Raw genomic sequence first — 13,001 nt, forward strand, 5'->3', positions numbered from 1 at the left:
CGACCGTGTCTCCCACGACCAGTACGGAGTCGGGAGGATAATCGGTGTCGAGGGAGAGGACGCGGTCGTCGGATGTCAGAGCTTGGCCAGCTTGGCGTAGGGACTCAGGAACCGTCCCTGACGGCCCGCGAAGTCGATGACGACCGCGTCCTCTCCCTCGACACCGATGATCCTCCCGAGTCCGTACTGGTCGTGGGAGACACGGTCGCCCACGGCGAACTGCTCTACGGGTGGGGCGGGCGCAGCGGGGACGTTGAAGGGACTGTTCGGCAGGTGGCGGCGCGAGCCGGCGGGCCTCGTCATATTCAAAGTATGCGCCCCCGGACGCCCTACGCACCATGCTCCGAGCTCACACCGCTTTCACATCGGTATGGAACAGACACACAGACCCCGGTGCGAGGCGGTGTGCCGCAAGGGCGCAGGCGACCCGAACGAGGTACGGCGTGACAGCCCGTACCTCGAAGGCCACTTATGGTGAAGATAAATTTCTTCATACCTCCCAGGGCCAGTCGGCGTCGCGGCCGATCAGCACCCGGTCGCGCGTCTTGCGGAAGCGGCGTACGCGGTGGTGTCCGTGCCGCCGAGGTCCCCGAAGCGGTCGAGCATCTTTCAGGACGGACTCCCTGTGCGGTATCTCACCCGTCCCCGCGGGCGGCGCGGCCGACGTCGCCGAAGGTCTTCGCTCTCCCGGTCTCCCGGTCCCCCGGCAGCCGCAACCGTACGATGCCTCACAGGCGTCGCACAGACCGTCGGATCGCCTGTCGCGTGAAGGGCCCGCCGGGGCCGCTGGAAGGAGCACCCGTGGAGCTCGGCGGGTACCGGATCGTTTCTCTGCTCAGCGAGGGCGGCATGGGCCGTGTCCACCTGGCGCGGTCGGCGTCCGGGCGGCCGGTCGCCGTCAGGACGGTCCACGCGCGCCTCGCGGCCGATCCGGAGTTCCGCGAGCGCTTCCGGCGCGAGGCGGCCGCCGCACGCGCCGTGACCGGGCCGTACTCGGCCGCCGTGCTCGACGCCGATCCGGACGCCGAGCAGCCGTGGCTGGCCGTCGAGTTCTGCGCGGGGCCCGGTCTGCCGGAGGCGGTGGCCGTGCACGGCCCGCTGGACGACGCCGACCTCGCCACGCTCGGCGCGGCGCTCGCCGAGGCCCTCGTGGGGGTGCACGCGGCGGGGGTCGTGCACCGTGACGTGAAGCCGTCCAACGTCATCGTCACCCGTGACGGCCCGAAGCTGCTCGACTTCGGCGTCGCCAAGCACGCGGCCGACGGGAGCCTCACCGCCGGCAGCGGGACCATCGGCTCGCCCGGCTTCATCGCCCCCGAGCAGCTGGCGCGGGACGGCCGGCCGGGGCCCGCGGCCGATGTGTTCGCGCTCGGCGCGGTCCTCGCGGTGGCGGCGACGGGGCGCGGCCCGTTCGGCTCGGGCCGCGCGCCCGAGGTCCTCCACCGCACGCTGCACGAGGAACCGGACCTGCTGGGCGTGCCGAACACCGCCTGGCTCGACTTCCTGAGCCGCTGCCTGACCCGCGCCCCGGCATCCCGCCCCACGGTCGCGGAGGCGCTGGCCTGGTGCCGGGCACGAGCGGCGGAGTCCCCGTGGTGGGAGAGGGAACCGGTCAGCGACCTGATCACCCGCCAGGAGGACGAGGTCGACCCTGCGCGACGGTGAGGGCCGTCAACACGCCGTAATGGCGGTTCAGCGCCGTTGGCGCTTCCACGGGCCGGTGATGGCCAGCAGGATGCCGGGCGTCTGGATGTTGGCGTACAGGGTCTTGCCGTCGGGCGAGAACGTGACGCCCGTGAACTCGCTGTACTCCGGTTCGCCCTTCGTGCCGGCGTTGAGTTCGTTGCGCGCGATGGGGTACGTACGTCCGTGCTCCGTCGCGCCGAAGAGGTGCTGGACGCCGTCGCCGTCCTCGGCGATGACCAGACCGCCGTACGGCGAGACGGTGATGTTGTCAGGGCCGTCGAGGGCGCCGTCCCTGCCCGGCTCACGGTCTATGCCGAGCAGCACCTTGAGGGTCAGGGTGCGGCGGCCGGGGTGGTAGAACCACACCTGCCCGTCGTGCTGTTCGGGGCTCTCGTCACGGGCGTAGGAGGACACGATGTAGACGCCGCCGTCGCCCCACCACATGCCTTCGAGCTTGCGGGCGCGCGTGATGTCGCCGTCGTCGAACTGCTCGCGCACCGGCACCGTCCGCGCGTCGCGGTCGGGGACCTCCACCCAGTCCACGCCGTACACCGTGCCGATCCGCGTGGCGCGGGAGAGGTCGTCGACGAAGCGGCCGCCGGAGTCGAAGCACTTGGGCGCCTTCAGGACGCCCGCGTCGTCGGCGAGGGTGCGCAGCCTGCCGCGGCCGTGTGCGAAGCCGTGCGGCGGGGTCCAGCGGTAGAGCAGGCCGTTGGGCCCGGAGGCGTCCTCGGTGAGGTAGAGGTGGCCGCGCCGGGGGTCGACGACGACGGCCTCGTGGGCGTACCGGCCGAGCGCCTTGATGGGCTTCGGAGCGCGGTTGGCGCGCCGGTCGTCGGGGCCTCCCCTGCTCGAACGCAGTTGAGAGCTTGCGGAAGGGTCGACCTCGAAGACGTAGCCGTGGTCCTTGGTCATGCCGTTCTGGCCGGCCTTGTCCTCGGTCTCCTCGCCGGTGAGCCAGGTGCCCCAGGGGGTACTGCCGCCCGCGCAGTTCGTGGCGGTGCCCGCGATGCCGACCCATTCGGTGACGTGTCCGTCGCGGCGGACCTCGACGACGGTGCAGCCGCCGGACGCGGCCGGGTCGTACACGAGGCCCTCGGTGAGCGGGACGGGATACTTCCACTTGGAGCGGGGGCCGCTCAGCTCGTGGTTGTTGACGAGGAGGGTGGCGCCGCGCGGACCCGCGAAGGCGGCGGTGCCGTCGTGGTTGGAGGGCGTGTACTCGCCGCTCTCCAGCTTGGTCCTGCCGCTGTACGTCAGGACGCGGTACGAGAATCCGGCGGGCAGGGCGAGCAGGCCCTCCGGATCGGGGATCAGCGGGCCGTAGCCGGGGGCGTGGTGTCCGTGGCCCCGCGCGTCCGCGTCCGGGGCCGCGTCCGCTCCGACCTCCTCGGTCTCGGAGGCGGCGAGGGCGCCGGGCGCGGTGGCGAGCGCGCCGACGCTGCCGGCCAGGGCGACCCCCGCCCCGGCGATCGCGGAGCGTCTGGTGAAGTCCCTGCGGGTGAGCGACATGGTTACTCCTGAGGCGCGAAGGCGGATGCGTACGACCGGGCTGCCGTCGGCGAAACCGTCCCGCCCGCGCCTGAACAGCGGTTGAACGCCGTTCGACGCCGAAGGGACCGCTTCCATGAACCTGCCCGTCCGGCGGCCGCGGCGGCCACCGGCCGCCGGACGGGCTCCCAACGGCTACAGCCCCTGCTGCGACCTCGCCTTGAAGGCCGCCTTGCGGGCCTCCTTCGCCACCTTCTTGTCGGGGTGCAGCCGGCCCATCGCGTCCAGGACGTCCGCCGTCGCCGGGTGCTCCACCCGCCACGCCGTGGCGAAGAAGCCGCTGTGCTGCTGCGCGAGACCCTCGACCAGGCCCTGCAGTTCGTCCGAGTTGCCCTCGGCGGCCAGCTGCGCGGCCAGCGTGTCGATGGTCAGCCAGAAGACGAGCGCCTCCGACGGCGCGGGCACGTCCGCGGCCCCCTGCTCGGCGAGCCACACCCGGGCGAGCCCCCCGAGCTCCGGGTCGTCGAGCACCTCCCGCAGCGCGGGCTCCGCCTCGGCGCCGGCCAGGGAGAGCGCCTGCTGGCAGCGGAGTCTGCGCAGCGGCGCGCCCTCGTCGCCGCCGCGCGCCGCGGCCAGCAACTCCCGTGCCGCGGCGAGCGGTTCGTGCCGGGCGAGCCACTGCTCGATCTCCGCCTGCGCGGCATGCTGGGGAAAGCCGGAGGTGCCCTCAAGGAGGACGTCCGCGCCCTTGTCCGCGAGCTCGCCGACGGCGGGCGCGTCGACGCCGGCCTCCAGCATGCGGGCGCGGACGCCGTACAGGCCCAGCGGGGTGAGCCTGACCATGCCGTAGCGGGTGACGTCCTCCTCGTCGACCGGCGCGGGCTCGTCCGTGTCCTGCATGCCGCCGGTGTCGCCGGTGTCGTCGATCTCGGCCATGAGGGCCTCGTCCACCGGCTGGTACTCGACCAGGCCGAGCGGTTCGAAGAGCCGGAACTGGTCGTCGAGCTTCATCATCGCGTCCGACACCTGCTCCAGGATGTCGTCCGTGGGCTCGCCCATGTCGTCGGGGACGATCATCGAGGCGGCGAGCGCGGGCAGCGGCACCGGGCCCTCACCGGCCGGGGCCTCGCCCACCGTGAGCAGGTAGAGGTTGCCGAGGACGCCGTCCAGGAAGTCGGCCTCGCCCTGGGGGTCCCAGCCGAGCTCGTCGAAATTGACCTCGCCGTTCTCCTCTAGGACGTCGAGGAGGTTCTCCATGTCCGGCACGGTGGCGTCCGCGTACACGGTGTCCAGGGCGCCGAGCCAGATGCCGAGGACGTCCTGCGGGCCACCGGAGGAGAGCAGCGTCAGCTCCTCGCCCTGGGCGACGGTGCCCTCCGAGCCCTCCTCCTCGCCGTCCGTGACCTCGACGAGGCCGGTGTCCACGGCGATCCGCCAGGCCTCACTGGCGTGCGCGGCCGCGTCGGGGTCGTCCGCCGCGAGGCCGAGCTCGGCGGCGGCCGCCGGGAGCTGGGCGTCGATGAGTTCGCCGCCCGCGCCGACCCGGGTCTCGGCTCCCGCCCAGCGGGCGAGCCGCACGGCGCGGGAGAGCAGCGGTGTGGCGAGCGCGGCCCGCGCGAGCTCCGCTTCGGAGTGCAGCAGCACCGGCGGCAGGGTGGCGGGGCTTACGGACATCGGCTGGTTCTCCTCCGGGAGGTAGGGGTCTCCCCTGCTCGTCGAGCGGAGTCGAGGGCTCGGGAAGGGTCGGGCAGGGCGCAAGCCTAGACGGATTTGGCACCATGCCGCCCGGTTCATGTCCCTGTCAGGAGACATACGGCACCTGAACACCCGTACAACCTTGACAACTGCCCTGGTCAAGCAAGAGATTGACGCGCGTAGAGCGCCTTGCGCGGCCCTGCACCGCCGCTCGTTCCCTCACCCTCATCCGGAGCCCCTCATGCCGCACATACCGACGCCCCGCATACCGAGATCGGCCGCCGTCGGCGCCGTCGTCGCCACCGCCCTCGCGGCCGGTCTGCTCGCCGCGTCCTCCTCCGCCGCCTCGGCCGACGCGGTCCGCGTCCACGACATCCAGGGCACCACCCGGATCTCGCCGCTGGCCGGACAGCAGGTCACCGACGTCTCCGGCATCGTCACGGGCGTCCGCGGCCACGGCTCCAAGGGCTTCTGGATCCAGGACGCGAAGGCCGACGCCGACCCGGCCACCAGCGAGGGCGTCTTCGTCTTCACCGGCTCGGCGGCACTCACCGTCAAGCCGGGGGACGCGGTCCGGGTCTCCGGGACGGTAGGGGAGTACGTCCCCGGAGGCGCCGCCTCCGGCAACCAGTCCCTCACTCAGATCACCAAGCCGACGGTGACCGTGGAGTCCTCCGGCAACGCGCTGCCCGCGCCGGTCCGGATCGGCGCCAAGTCGGTGCCCGCCCGCTACGCGCCCGCCGGTGACCCGGCGCAGGGCGGCAGCGTCAACGCGCTGCCGCTGAAGCCCCGTACGTACGCCCTGGACCTGTACGAGTCCCTGGAGGGCATGAACGTGGCGGTCGGCAGCTCGCGCGTGGTCGGCGCGACCGACCCGTACAACGAGCTGTGGGTGACGGTGAAGCCCCACGAGAACCGCAGCAAGCGCGGCGGCGCCGTCTACGGCTCCTACGGCGCGCAGAACGGCGGACGGCTCCAGATCCAGCAGCTCGCGCCGGTCTCCGAGCACCCCTTCCCGAAGGCGAACGTCGGCGACGTCCTGAGCGGCGGCGCCGAAGGCCCCCTGGACTTCAACCAGTTCGGCGGCTACACCCTCGTCGCCCGCGAGCTGGGTGACGTCCGCGACAAGGGGCTCGTACGGGAGAAGACGCGGCGGCAGGCCAAGGGGGAGCTCGCCGTGGCCACGTACAACGTCGAGAACCTCGACCCGACCGACCCGCAGACGAAGTTCGACGCGCTCGCCGGGGCCGTCGTGACGAACCTCGCCTCGCCCGACATCGTCGCCCTGGAGGAGATCCAGGACGACAACGGCGCGAAGAACGACGGCACGGTCGCCGCGGGCGCGACCCTGAAGAAGTTCACGGACGCGATCGTCGCCGCGGGCGGGCCGCGCTACGAGTGGCGCTCCATCGACCCGGTGAACAACAAGGACGGCGGCGAGCCCGGCGGCAACATCCGCCAGGTCTTCCTCTTCAACCCGGAGCGGGTCTCCTTCACCGAGCGCGCGGGCGGCGACGCCACGGCGGCCACCGAGGTCGTACGCGCGGGCAAGCGGGCCGCGCTGAGCCACTCCCCCGGCCGGATCGACCCGCAGAACGCGGCGTGGACCAACAGCCGCAAGCCGCTGGCCGGCGAGTTCGTCTTCCGCGGCCGCACGGTCTTCGTGATCGCCAACCACTTCGGATCCAAGGGCGGCGACGAGGGGCTCACCTCGCACCACCAGCCGCCGGTGCGCTCCTCTGAGACGCAGCGGCTGAAGCAGGCGCAGGCCGTGAACGGCTTCGTGAAGGACATCCGCGAGGTCCAGCGGAACGCGGACGTCGTGGTGCTCGGTGACATCAACGACTTCGAGTTCTCGGCGACCACCAAGGCACTGGAGGACGGCGGGGCGCTGCGCGCGGCCGTCAGGTCGCTGCCGAAGAGCGAGCGTTACTCGTACGTCTACCAGGGCAACTCGCAGGTCCTCGACCAGATCCTGACCAGCCCGGGGGTCGGCGACGCCGACGACTTCTCGTACGACAGCGTGCACATCAACGCGGAGTTCGCGGAGCAGAACAGCGATCACGACCCGCAGGTGCTGCGCTTCAAGCCGTAGGGCGGACGGGGTCCTGGCGGATCGGCTCACCCGTAGAGCGCATCGGCTCACCCATAGAGGTGATGCAGCCAGTCCTGCCAGGCCAGTTCGGTGCGTTTGGCGTCCGCGTGCGGGCCGAAGTCGTGCACGCGGACGCCCACCGGCGTGCCGAAAAGATTGCGGCCGAAGAAGCGGTGCAGGGTGTCGTCGGTCCGCAGGCCGATGAAGTACCGGCTGCGGAAGTCGATCACCGCGCTCAGCTCCTCGCCGGGTGCCTCCACGCGGATGCGGGCGCCCTCGGTCGCGTCGTCGGGCAGGCCGAGGGCGCGGGCGAGGCGGAGGAAGGCGTCCGGCGTCGCGGAGGTGCGCGGGCCGTTGAGGGCGGAGAAGACGGCGGCGCGGCCCGCGAAGTGCGCCATGTACTGGCGCAGGGTGTGCAGATGGAAGTCGGTGCGCTTCGCGGCGTCCTCGTACTGGTTGTTCCCGTCCTCGGTGAAGGTGCCGCTGTGGACGTAGCGCAGCCAGGAGCGGCGGCCGCCGGCGCGGGGCTCGATGGTGTGGTCGAGCAGGTCGAGGCTCTGTCCGGGCACGCCGTCCGGGTCCTCGACGCGTGCGGTGAGGCGGTGCGGCGGGTCCCAGCGGGTGACGGTGCCGCCGAAGGGGGCGGAACCGCCCTCGCGCGGCTCGTACTTCATGGGCCAGAGCCAGCCGCCCGTGCCGGTGGTGAGGGCGGCCCAGAGCTGCGCCGGGGAGCCCTCGACCTCGAACTCCCGGGCTATCTCGAACTCCTTCGGCATCGCTCCACCGTCCCGCCGACACCTGCCGCTGTCCAGGCGGGCGGAGCCGCCGGCGGGAGGGTGCCCGGAATTTACGCTCAGCTCGGTACGAAGCGGTACGCGAAGCGGTACCGGGCGACCGAGCCGCCGGGGGCGACACCGGGGAAGTCGCACACCCGCCGCCACTGGGGCGTCGGCGACCCCACCCCGTCGCCCGCCGCGGCGAGCGCGTCGATGTGGGCCTGCTCGCTCTCCCACTCCGCGTAGTTGACGACCCTCGTGCCGTCCGTGCTGACGTGGAAGTGCGCGGAGATCAGCCCCTTGTCGCCGGCCGGGTCGCTGTCCAGGGCCTCCAGTACGCCGTCCACCCAGGCGCGCTGGCGGTCCGCGTCGGGGCCGTCGAAGTCGACCCGTACGATCACGATCGCGCCGGGCTCCCGCGCCTCGCGGTCCTCGCTGTGGCCCTTGCCCTGGCCCTGGCCCTTGTCGGGGCTCCAGGCGCGGTACAGCCGCGTCTTGGAGAGGGCGAGGCGTTCGATGCCCGGCACGGCCGCGTCGATGGCGGCGTTGCGCGCGTCCCTGCCGTCGGGGCTCGCGAAGAAGTCCTGGTAGGCCTCCTCGTCGCGCCACTGGGAGTGGTGCAGGACCGTCGAGCCGTCGGAGCCCGCGTACACCGTGTACGACAGGAGGCCCTCGTGCGGCCACGGGCGGCTCTCCCAGGCCCGCGCGATGGCGTCGAGGGTGGCCCGCTGCCGCTCGGGCGAGCCGGTGCTCCAGGTGCTGAAGAAGGTGAGGCCCGCGTCGGGGCGGGCCGGGTCGGGGTGGCTGCCGGTGCTCAGGGTGGTGGTCGCAGACATGGCTGTCCGTCCGTCCTCTCGGTGCGTATCAGTACGTAGTGACGCCTGTACGTCGGTGTCGGGGCGGGCCCGGCACCGTGTACGCACCACCACGTTCCGACTTCAACCAAGGTTCAGGTCAAGCCGTTTCATGATCCGGCGCGCTCACCGCGCCGAGGACGGGGCGTTTGGGCTCCCGGCCGTCCCCCGACGAGCGCCCCCGCACCCGCCGCCACAGCCACGGCCCCATGAACCCCGCGAACCAGCGCGCCTCCGCCGTCACCTCACCCAGCACCGACGCGCGGGCCAGCGGCGGCAGCGTGGTCAGCCAGCTCTCGTGCCCCGGCAGGCCGAGGGCGTCCGCCATCCCCGCGGCGATCCTCGCGTGACCCAGCGGGCTGGCGTGCATACGGTCGGCGCTCCACAGCCGCGGGTCGGTGGTGATCCGGTGCGGGAAGGTGTCGAGCACGGTCACGCCGTGCCGGTCGGCGGCCGCCCTGATCCGGGCGTTCAGGTCCAGGACGCGGGGCAGCAGACGGCTCGCGAGCGGGGAGATCCGCCCGAGGTCCGGGAAGGTCACGGTGGCCACGTGGGCGCCCGCCGCGGTGAGCGCGGTGAACATCTCCTCGATGTCGGCGGCGACGCGCGCGGCGTCGAAGCCCGGCCGCACCAGGTCGTTCATGCCCGTCATGACGGTCACCAGATCCGGTTTCAGCGCGAGGGCGGGGCCCAGCTGCTCCGCCCTGATCCGTGATGTCGGCCGACCGCGCACGGCCAGGTTGGCGTAGGTGAGGTCCGGGTTCTCCGTGGCCAGGATCTCGGCGAGCCGGTCGGCCCAGCCGCGGTAGCCGTGCGCCTCGTCGCCGTCCCCGATGCCTTCGGTCTGGCTGTCGCCGATCGCGACGTAACGTGCGTACGGATGGTGCCGCATGGTGGTCATGCGCCGAGCTTCCTCCGGGGGCCCTGCCTCGTCAACGCGGCCTCTGCGGTGTCCTTCAGGTGGCCTCCGGGGCAGGCGGCAGGGGTGGCTGTGCGAGACTCCCGCCATGTCCACGCCCATGATCCTGCGTCCCGCCGCCCGTTCGGAACTGCCCGCCGTCCTCGCCCTGCTGGCCGACGAGGACACGTGCGTGGACCCGGCGGCGGTCGTGGTCGACGAGGCGTACGAGCGGGCGTTCGCGTCGATCGAGGAGGACGCGCGCAACGAACTGCTGGTCCTCGTCGACGAGGCGGAGGACGTCGTCCTGGGGTGCCTGCAGGTGACGTACATCCCGGGACTCGGCAAGCACGGCGCCGAGCGCGCGCTGATCGAGGCGGTCCGGGTGCGGGCCGACCGGCGCGGTGGCGGACTCGGGCGGCTGCTCATGGAGCGTGCCGTGGAGCGGGCACGCGCGCGTGGCTGCGCGCTGGTCCAGCTGACCAGCAACAAGCGGCGCGCGGACGCGCACCGCTTCTATGCCTCGCTGGGTTTCGCGCGCAGCCACGACGGTTTCAAGCTGCCTCTGTGAGCACGGGGGCCGGACGGCTCGGAGCGGGTGGCCGCCGCCGTCCGGTCGACGCCCCGGGCCCCGGGCCCCGGCCTCAGTCCGGCCAGCGGCCGGTCACCCGGCGTACGCCGACCGCGCCGCCGCGTTCCACCACTGCCCTGACCACGGCGAAGATCGCGCCCTGGAGCGCGGCCGCGGCGAGGATCTCACGCCAGGCACGTTCCTCGTCGTGGGCGTCCGGGGCGTCGTCCTCGCCCGCGACCGCCTTCCACGTCCGTTTGAACAGGGCCCCGGCGACGGCGCCGCCGAGCATGCCGAAGGCCATCCCGAGCGGCTTGTACAGCATCGTGGTCCCGCTCATCGGCGGCCACCTCCCTTACGGCGGCGCAGCGCCACGCAGGCGATCAGCGCGCCCGCGCCCGCCCCCGCCGCGATGAACGCCCGCGGGTGCCGGCCACCGGTCCGTACGACGTTGCTCGCGGCGGCCCGTACCGGCTCGGGCGTGCCGTCCTGCACACGCCGCGCGGCCTCGGCGACCCTCTCCTCGACCTGGACCACGGCCTGATGCTCCTCCGCCCGCGCCTTGGCACCGAGCACGGCCCCCTTGGCCAGGGCGGCACCCTCGACCGCCTTGCCCTTCGCGAGAGCGGCGCCTTCGACCGCCTTGCCCTTCGCCAGGGTCGCGCCTTCGACCGCCTTGCCCCCGGCCAGGGCGGCACCCTCGGTCACCTTGCTCTTCGCCAAAGCGGCGCCTTCGACCGCCTGGCCCTTCACCTGCGTGGCGCCTTCGACCGCCTTGCCCTTCGCCAGGGCCGCACCCTCGGCCGCCTTGCCCTTCGCCAGGGCGGCACCCTCGGTCACCTTGCTCTTCGCCAAAGCGGCGCCTTCGACCGCCTGGCCCTTCACCTGCGTGGCGCGCTCGACCGCCTTGCCCTTCGCCAGGGCCGCACCCTCGATCGCCTTGCCCTTCGCCAGGGCCGCACCCTCGATCGCCTTGCCCTTCGCCGATGCGGCGCCTTCGATCGCCTGACCCTTCGCCTGCGTGGCGCCCTCGACCGCCTTGCCCTTCACCCGGCTCGCGCCCTCGACCGCTTGGCCCTTCACCTGCGCCGCGCCCTCAACCGCCTGGCCCTTCACCTGCGCCGCGCCCTCGACCGCCTTGCCCTTCACCCGGCTCGCGCCTTCGACCGCCTGGCCCCTGGCCTGCGCCGCGGCCTCGACCGCCTTGCCCTTGGTCTGCCCAGCGCCCTCCGCGGTCACGTTCGCGTTCCTCGTGTGTCCCGTCTTGCCCGCCGCCTTGTCCTTCGCGCGTGTCGCCTGTTCCGTCACCTTGTCCTTCACCTGTGCCGCCGTCTCCCGTACCTGCCCCTTCACCTCTTCGGCCCGGTGGCGGGCGCGGGACTTCACGTCCGCCTTCGCCACCAGTTCCTCCACGGTCTCGCCCAACTGGCCGCGGGTCTCCTCGATCTGCCGGCGCAGTTCGTCCGGCCCCTTCACGCCCGTGTTCTTCGGATCCTTCGGCGTGTTCGTCATCGGTGCGCCCTTCCCTTGATCTCCTCGACGTCCGCCTTGACGCTGTCGATGGCCTCCTGCGGTACGGGCGGTACCGCGCGTGCCATCTGTCCGCGCCCCGCCGCGGCCAGCACCCCGGCCACGGCGAAGAGAACGCCGGTGACGACGAGGGCCGCGGCCCAGACGGGCAGGGCCAGTGAGAGCGCCGCGATCGCCGCGGCCGCCAGTGCCATGAGCCCGACGTAGAAGATCGCACCGGCCGCTCCGAGGAGCCCGCCACCGCGCCCCGCGCGCTTGCTCTTCGCGGCCATCTCCTGGCCGGCGAGCCGCATCTCCTGGCGTACGAGTTCCGAAAGCTGCGCGGTGGCCTGCTCGACGAGCTGTCCCACCGAGTGCTGCACGTGGTCGCGCGTCGGCCGCTCGTCCATGGTCCCGGTCACGGATGTCGCCTCCCTTCTGGCTGGGGCGCCCGGGTACCCGTGCCCGGCCGTGCTACCCCCGTTGATCCCCGGTCAGCCGGGCCAGCTCCGCCTGGAACCAGTCGAGGCGCGCCTGGAGGAGCGCCGCCTCGGCCATCAGCTCGGGCATGCCGAGCCCGGGGAGCCCGAGGAGCCCGCCCGGGGAGGTGGGCGGGGCGGCCGCGACGACCCTCAGCCCCTCCCCCGCGAGCCGCGCGAACTCCGGTACGGAGACAGCTTGCCGCCCGCCCCTGCACCGCCCGCACGCCGCCTCCAGCACCCGCCACCCCGGCCTGCCCCACCCGGCGTCGGCGAGGAGCGAGGCGGTGGCGCCGCAGTCGCAGGGCGGCACGGTCGCGCCCCGCACCCGCTGTCTGGCGTACCGGAAGCCGCGTTCGAAGCGGATGTACGCCCCGAGCACCGTCACTTCGAGGAGCACCGCCTTCCGGTGCTCGGCGGTGCACAGCAGCCCCTCGGCGGTGGCGCGGTCGTGCACGCAGTGGAAGCCGCAGTCGCAGCGGCGGTTCGGGGCGCTGTGCCGTCTGCCGTAGACGCAGCGGGCCTCGTCGAGCACGTGGTACGGCAGCCCCGCGCCGAGGGAGACGCCGGTGAAGGCGGCCCCGGTGCCGTCGTGGGACAGCACCGGGCGGGCGATCTTGTATCCGGTCGGCGGCTCCGTCGGGCGTTCCTCGGGGAGCCGCATCCTCATCGGGTGACCGCGGCCTCGACCGGCCGGGGCTCCGTCGCCGACTCCGGGGCCTTGGGGGCCGGGTCGGGTACGGACGTCTCGTACTCCCGCACCGACTCCTCCCGCCGCGGCTGCTCTTCGGCGATTCCGGTGGCGAGTGCCTTGCCGAGCCTCATGACGCCTCCTAGGGACCGACTGTCCCGCCATGGTGGCCCATACGGGGGCGAGTTGGCACCAGGGCCTGTCCCGTCCAGACGCGCCGATCCGCGCCGTGCCGCCCCGGACCTGCCCGGAAATC

14 protein-coding genes are annotated in these 13,001 nt (G+C 72.9%); 3 read left to right on the forward strand and 11 right to left on the reverse strand.

Going from position 1 to position 13,001, the window contains the following annotated elements:
• Positions 1-75: 75 nt before the first annotated feature.
• Positions 76-303, reverse strand: a complete 228-nt coding sequence (locus ACWDVB_RS22285) for a CarD family transcriptional regulator (protein WP_451516914.1) — start codon at positions 301-303, stop codon at positions 76-78.
• 498 nt (positions 304-801) lie between these two features.
• On the opposite strand from ACWDVB_RS22285, the gene ACWDVB_RS22290 reads away from it, so the two are divergent.
• Positions 802-1,665, forward strand: a complete 864-nt coding sequence (locus ACWDVB_RS22290; protein WP_451516913.1) for a serine/threonine-protein kinase — start codon at positions 802-804, stop codon at positions 1,663-1,665.
• Positions 1,666-1,692: 27 nt separating this feature from the next.
• Here ACWDVB_RS22290 and ACWDVB_RS22295 read toward each other — a convergent pair whose 3' ends face one another.
• Both ACWDVB_RS22295 and ACWDVB_RS22300 read right to left on the reverse strand, forming a co-directional pair.
• The gene (locus ACWDVB_RS22295) at positions 1,693-3,198 is read right to left on the reverse strand and encodes an alkaline phosphatase PhoX (protein ID WP_451516912.1); all 1,506 of its coding nucleotides are present in this window, start codon (positions 3,196-3,198) and stop codon (positions 1,693-1,695) included.
• Between the two features lie 174 nt (positions 3,199-3,372).
• The gene (locus ACWDVB_RS22300; protein ID WP_451516911.1) at positions 3,373-4,851 is read right to left on the reverse strand and encodes a hypothetical protein; all 1,479 of its coding nucleotides are present in this window, start codon (positions 4,849-4,851) and stop codon (positions 3,373-3,375) included.
• A gap of 262 nt (positions 4,852-5,113) precedes the next feature.
• Between ACWDVB_RS22300 and ACWDVB_RS22305 the strand changes: the two genes are divergently transcribed.
• Positions 5,114-6,967, forward strand: coding sequence for an endonuclease/exonuclease/phosphatase family protein (locus ACWDVB_RS22305; RefSeq protein ID WP_451516910.1), 1,854 nt, complete (start codon positions 5,114-5,116; stop codon positions 6,965-6,967).
• A 47-nt stretch (positions 6,968-7,014) separates the two neighbouring features.
• Here the strand turns inward: ACWDVB_RS22305 and ACWDVB_RS22310 are convergent, their stop codons facing one another.
• From ACWDVB_RS22310 to ACWDVB_RS22320, 3 genes are all read right to left on the reverse strand, one after another.
• Positions 7,015-7,743 carry an SRPBCC family protein gene (locus ACWDVB_RS22310; RefSeq protein WP_451516909.1) on the reverse strand — a complete coding sequence of 243 codons (729 nt, stop codon included), beginning with the start codon at positions 7,741-7,743 and terminating at the stop codon, positions 7,015-7,017.
• A 77-nt stretch (positions 7,744-7,820) separates the two neighbouring features.
• Positions 7,821-8,579 (reverse strand): antibiotic biosynthesis monooxygenase, encoded by a 759-nt coding sequence (locus ACWDVB_RS22315; protein WP_451516908.1) that lies wholly within the window; start codon positions 8,577-8,579, stop codon positions 7,821-7,823.
• Positions 8,580-8,697: 118 nt separating this feature from the next.
• On the reverse strand, positions 8,698-9,489 hold the full coding sequence (locus ACWDVB_RS22320) for an SGNH/GDSL hydrolase family protein (protein ID WP_451516923.1): 792 nt from the start codon (positions 9,487-9,489) through the stop codon (positions 8,698-8,700).
• A 127-nt stretch (positions 9,490-9,616) separates the two neighbouring features.
• Here ACWDVB_RS22320 and ACWDVB_RS22325 point away from each other — a divergent pair, with 127 nt between their 5' ends.
• The gene (locus ACWDVB_RS22325) at positions 9,617-10,066 is read left to right on the forward strand and encodes an N-acetyltransferase family protein (RefSeq protein WP_451516922.1); all 450 of its coding nucleotides are present in this window, start codon (positions 9,617-9,619) and stop codon (positions 10,064-10,066) included.
• 73 nt (positions 10,067-10,139) lie between these two features.
• On the opposite strand, the gene ACWDVB_RS22330 is transcribed toward ACWDVB_RS22325, so the two are convergent.
• The 5 genes from ACWDVB_RS22330 to ACWDVB_RS22350 are packed head-to-tail and all read right to left on the reverse strand — an operon-like array spanning position 10,140 to position 12,879.
• Positions 10,140-10,406 (reverse strand): DUF4235 domain-containing protein, encoded by a 267-nt coding sequence (locus tag ACWDVB_RS22330; RefSeq protein ID WP_451516907.1) that lies wholly within the window; start codon positions 10,404-10,406, stop codon positions 10,140-10,142.
• A complete protein-coding gene (locus tag ACWDVB_RS22335; protein ID WP_451516906.1) occupies positions 10,403-11,578 on the reverse strand; it encodes a DUF3618 domain-containing protein in 1,176 nt (391 codons plus the stop codon). The genes ACWDVB_RS22330 and ACWDVB_RS22335 overlap by 4 nt, the downstream gene beginning before the upstream one ends.
• Positions 11,575-11,997 carry a phage holin family protein gene (locus ACWDVB_RS22340; protein WP_451516905.1) on the reverse strand — a complete coding sequence of 141 codons (423 nt, stop codon included), beginning with the start codon at positions 11,995-11,997 and terminating at the stop codon, positions 11,575-11,577. The genes ACWDVB_RS22335 and ACWDVB_RS22340 overlap by 4 nt, the downstream gene beginning before the upstream one ends.
• Before the next feature lie 52 nt (positions 11,998-12,049).
• The gene (locus tag ACWDVB_RS22345; protein ID WP_451516904.1) at positions 12,050-12,724 is read right to left on the reverse strand and encodes a hypothetical protein; all 675 of its coding nucleotides are present in this window, start codon (positions 12,722-12,724) and stop codon (positions 12,050-12,052) included.
• Positions 12,721-12,879 carry a hypothetical protein gene (locus tag ACWDVB_RS22350; RefSeq protein ID WP_451516903.1) on the reverse strand — a complete coding sequence of 53 codons (159 nt, stop codon included), beginning with the start codon at positions 12,877-12,879 and terminating at the stop codon, positions 12,721-12,723. The genes ACWDVB_RS22345 and ACWDVB_RS22350 overlap by 4 nt, the downstream gene beginning before the upstream one ends.
• Positions 12,880-13,001: the final 122 nt, after the last annotated feature.

This window comes from Streptomyces sp. NPDC003379 (assembly GCF_053589195.1).

What these genes read in the sequence shown, in the direction of transcription:
- ACWDVB_RS22305 (WP_451516910.1), top strand. Translation starts at nt 5,114, where the DNA reads ATGCCGCACATACCGACGCCCCGCATACCGAGATCGGCCGCCGTCGGC.
- ACWDVB_RS22295 (WP_451516912.1), bottom strand. Translation starts at nt 3,198, where the DNA reads ATGTCGCTCACCCGCAGGGACTTCACCAGACGCTCCGCGATCGCCGGG.
- ACWDVB_RS22350 (WP_451516903.1), bottom strand. Translation starts at nt 12,879, where the DNA reads ATGAGGCTCGGCAAGGCACTCGCCACCGGAATCGCCGAAGAGCAGCCG.
- ACWDVB_RS22325 (WP_451516922.1), top strand. Translation starts at nt 9,617, where the DNA reads ATGATCCTGCGTCCCGCCGCCCGTTCGGAACTGCCCGCCGTCCTCGCC.
- ACWDVB_RS22320 (WP_451516923.1), bottom strand. Translation starts at nt 9,489, where the DNA reads ATGCGGCACCATCCGTACGCACGTTACGTCGCGATCGGCGACAGCCAG.
- ACWDVB_RS22330 (WP_451516907.1), bottom strand. Translation starts at nt 10,406, where the DNA reads ATGAGCGGGACCACGATGCTGTACAAGCCGCTCGGGATGGCCTTCGGC.
- ACWDVB_RS22335 (WP_451516906.1), bottom strand. Translation starts at nt 11,578, where the DNA reads ATGACGAACACGCCGAAGGATCCGAAGAACACGGGCGTGAAGGGGCCG.
- ACWDVB_RS22285 (WP_451516914.1), bottom strand. Translation starts at nt 303, where the DNA reads ATGACGAGGCCCGCCGGCTCGCGCCGCCACCTGCCGAACAGTCCCTTC.
- ACWDVB_RS22315 (WP_451516908.1), bottom strand. Translation starts at nt 8,579, where the DNA reads ATGTCTGCGACCACCACCCTGAGCACCGGCAGCCACCCCGACCCGGCC.
- ACWDVB_RS22300 (WP_451516911.1), bottom strand. Translation starts at nt 4,851, where the DNA reads ATGTCCGTAAGCCCCGCCACCCTGCCGCCGGTGCTGCTGCACTCCGAA.
- ACWDVB_RS22345 (WP_451516904.1), bottom strand. Translation starts at nt 12,724, where the DNA reads ATGAGGATGCGGCTCCCCGAGGAACGCCCGACGGAGCCGCCGACCGGA.
- ACWDVB_RS22310 (WP_451516909.1), bottom strand. Translation starts at nt 7,743, where the DNA reads ATGCCGAAGGAGTTCGAGATAGCCCGGGAGTTCGAGGTCGAGGGCTCC.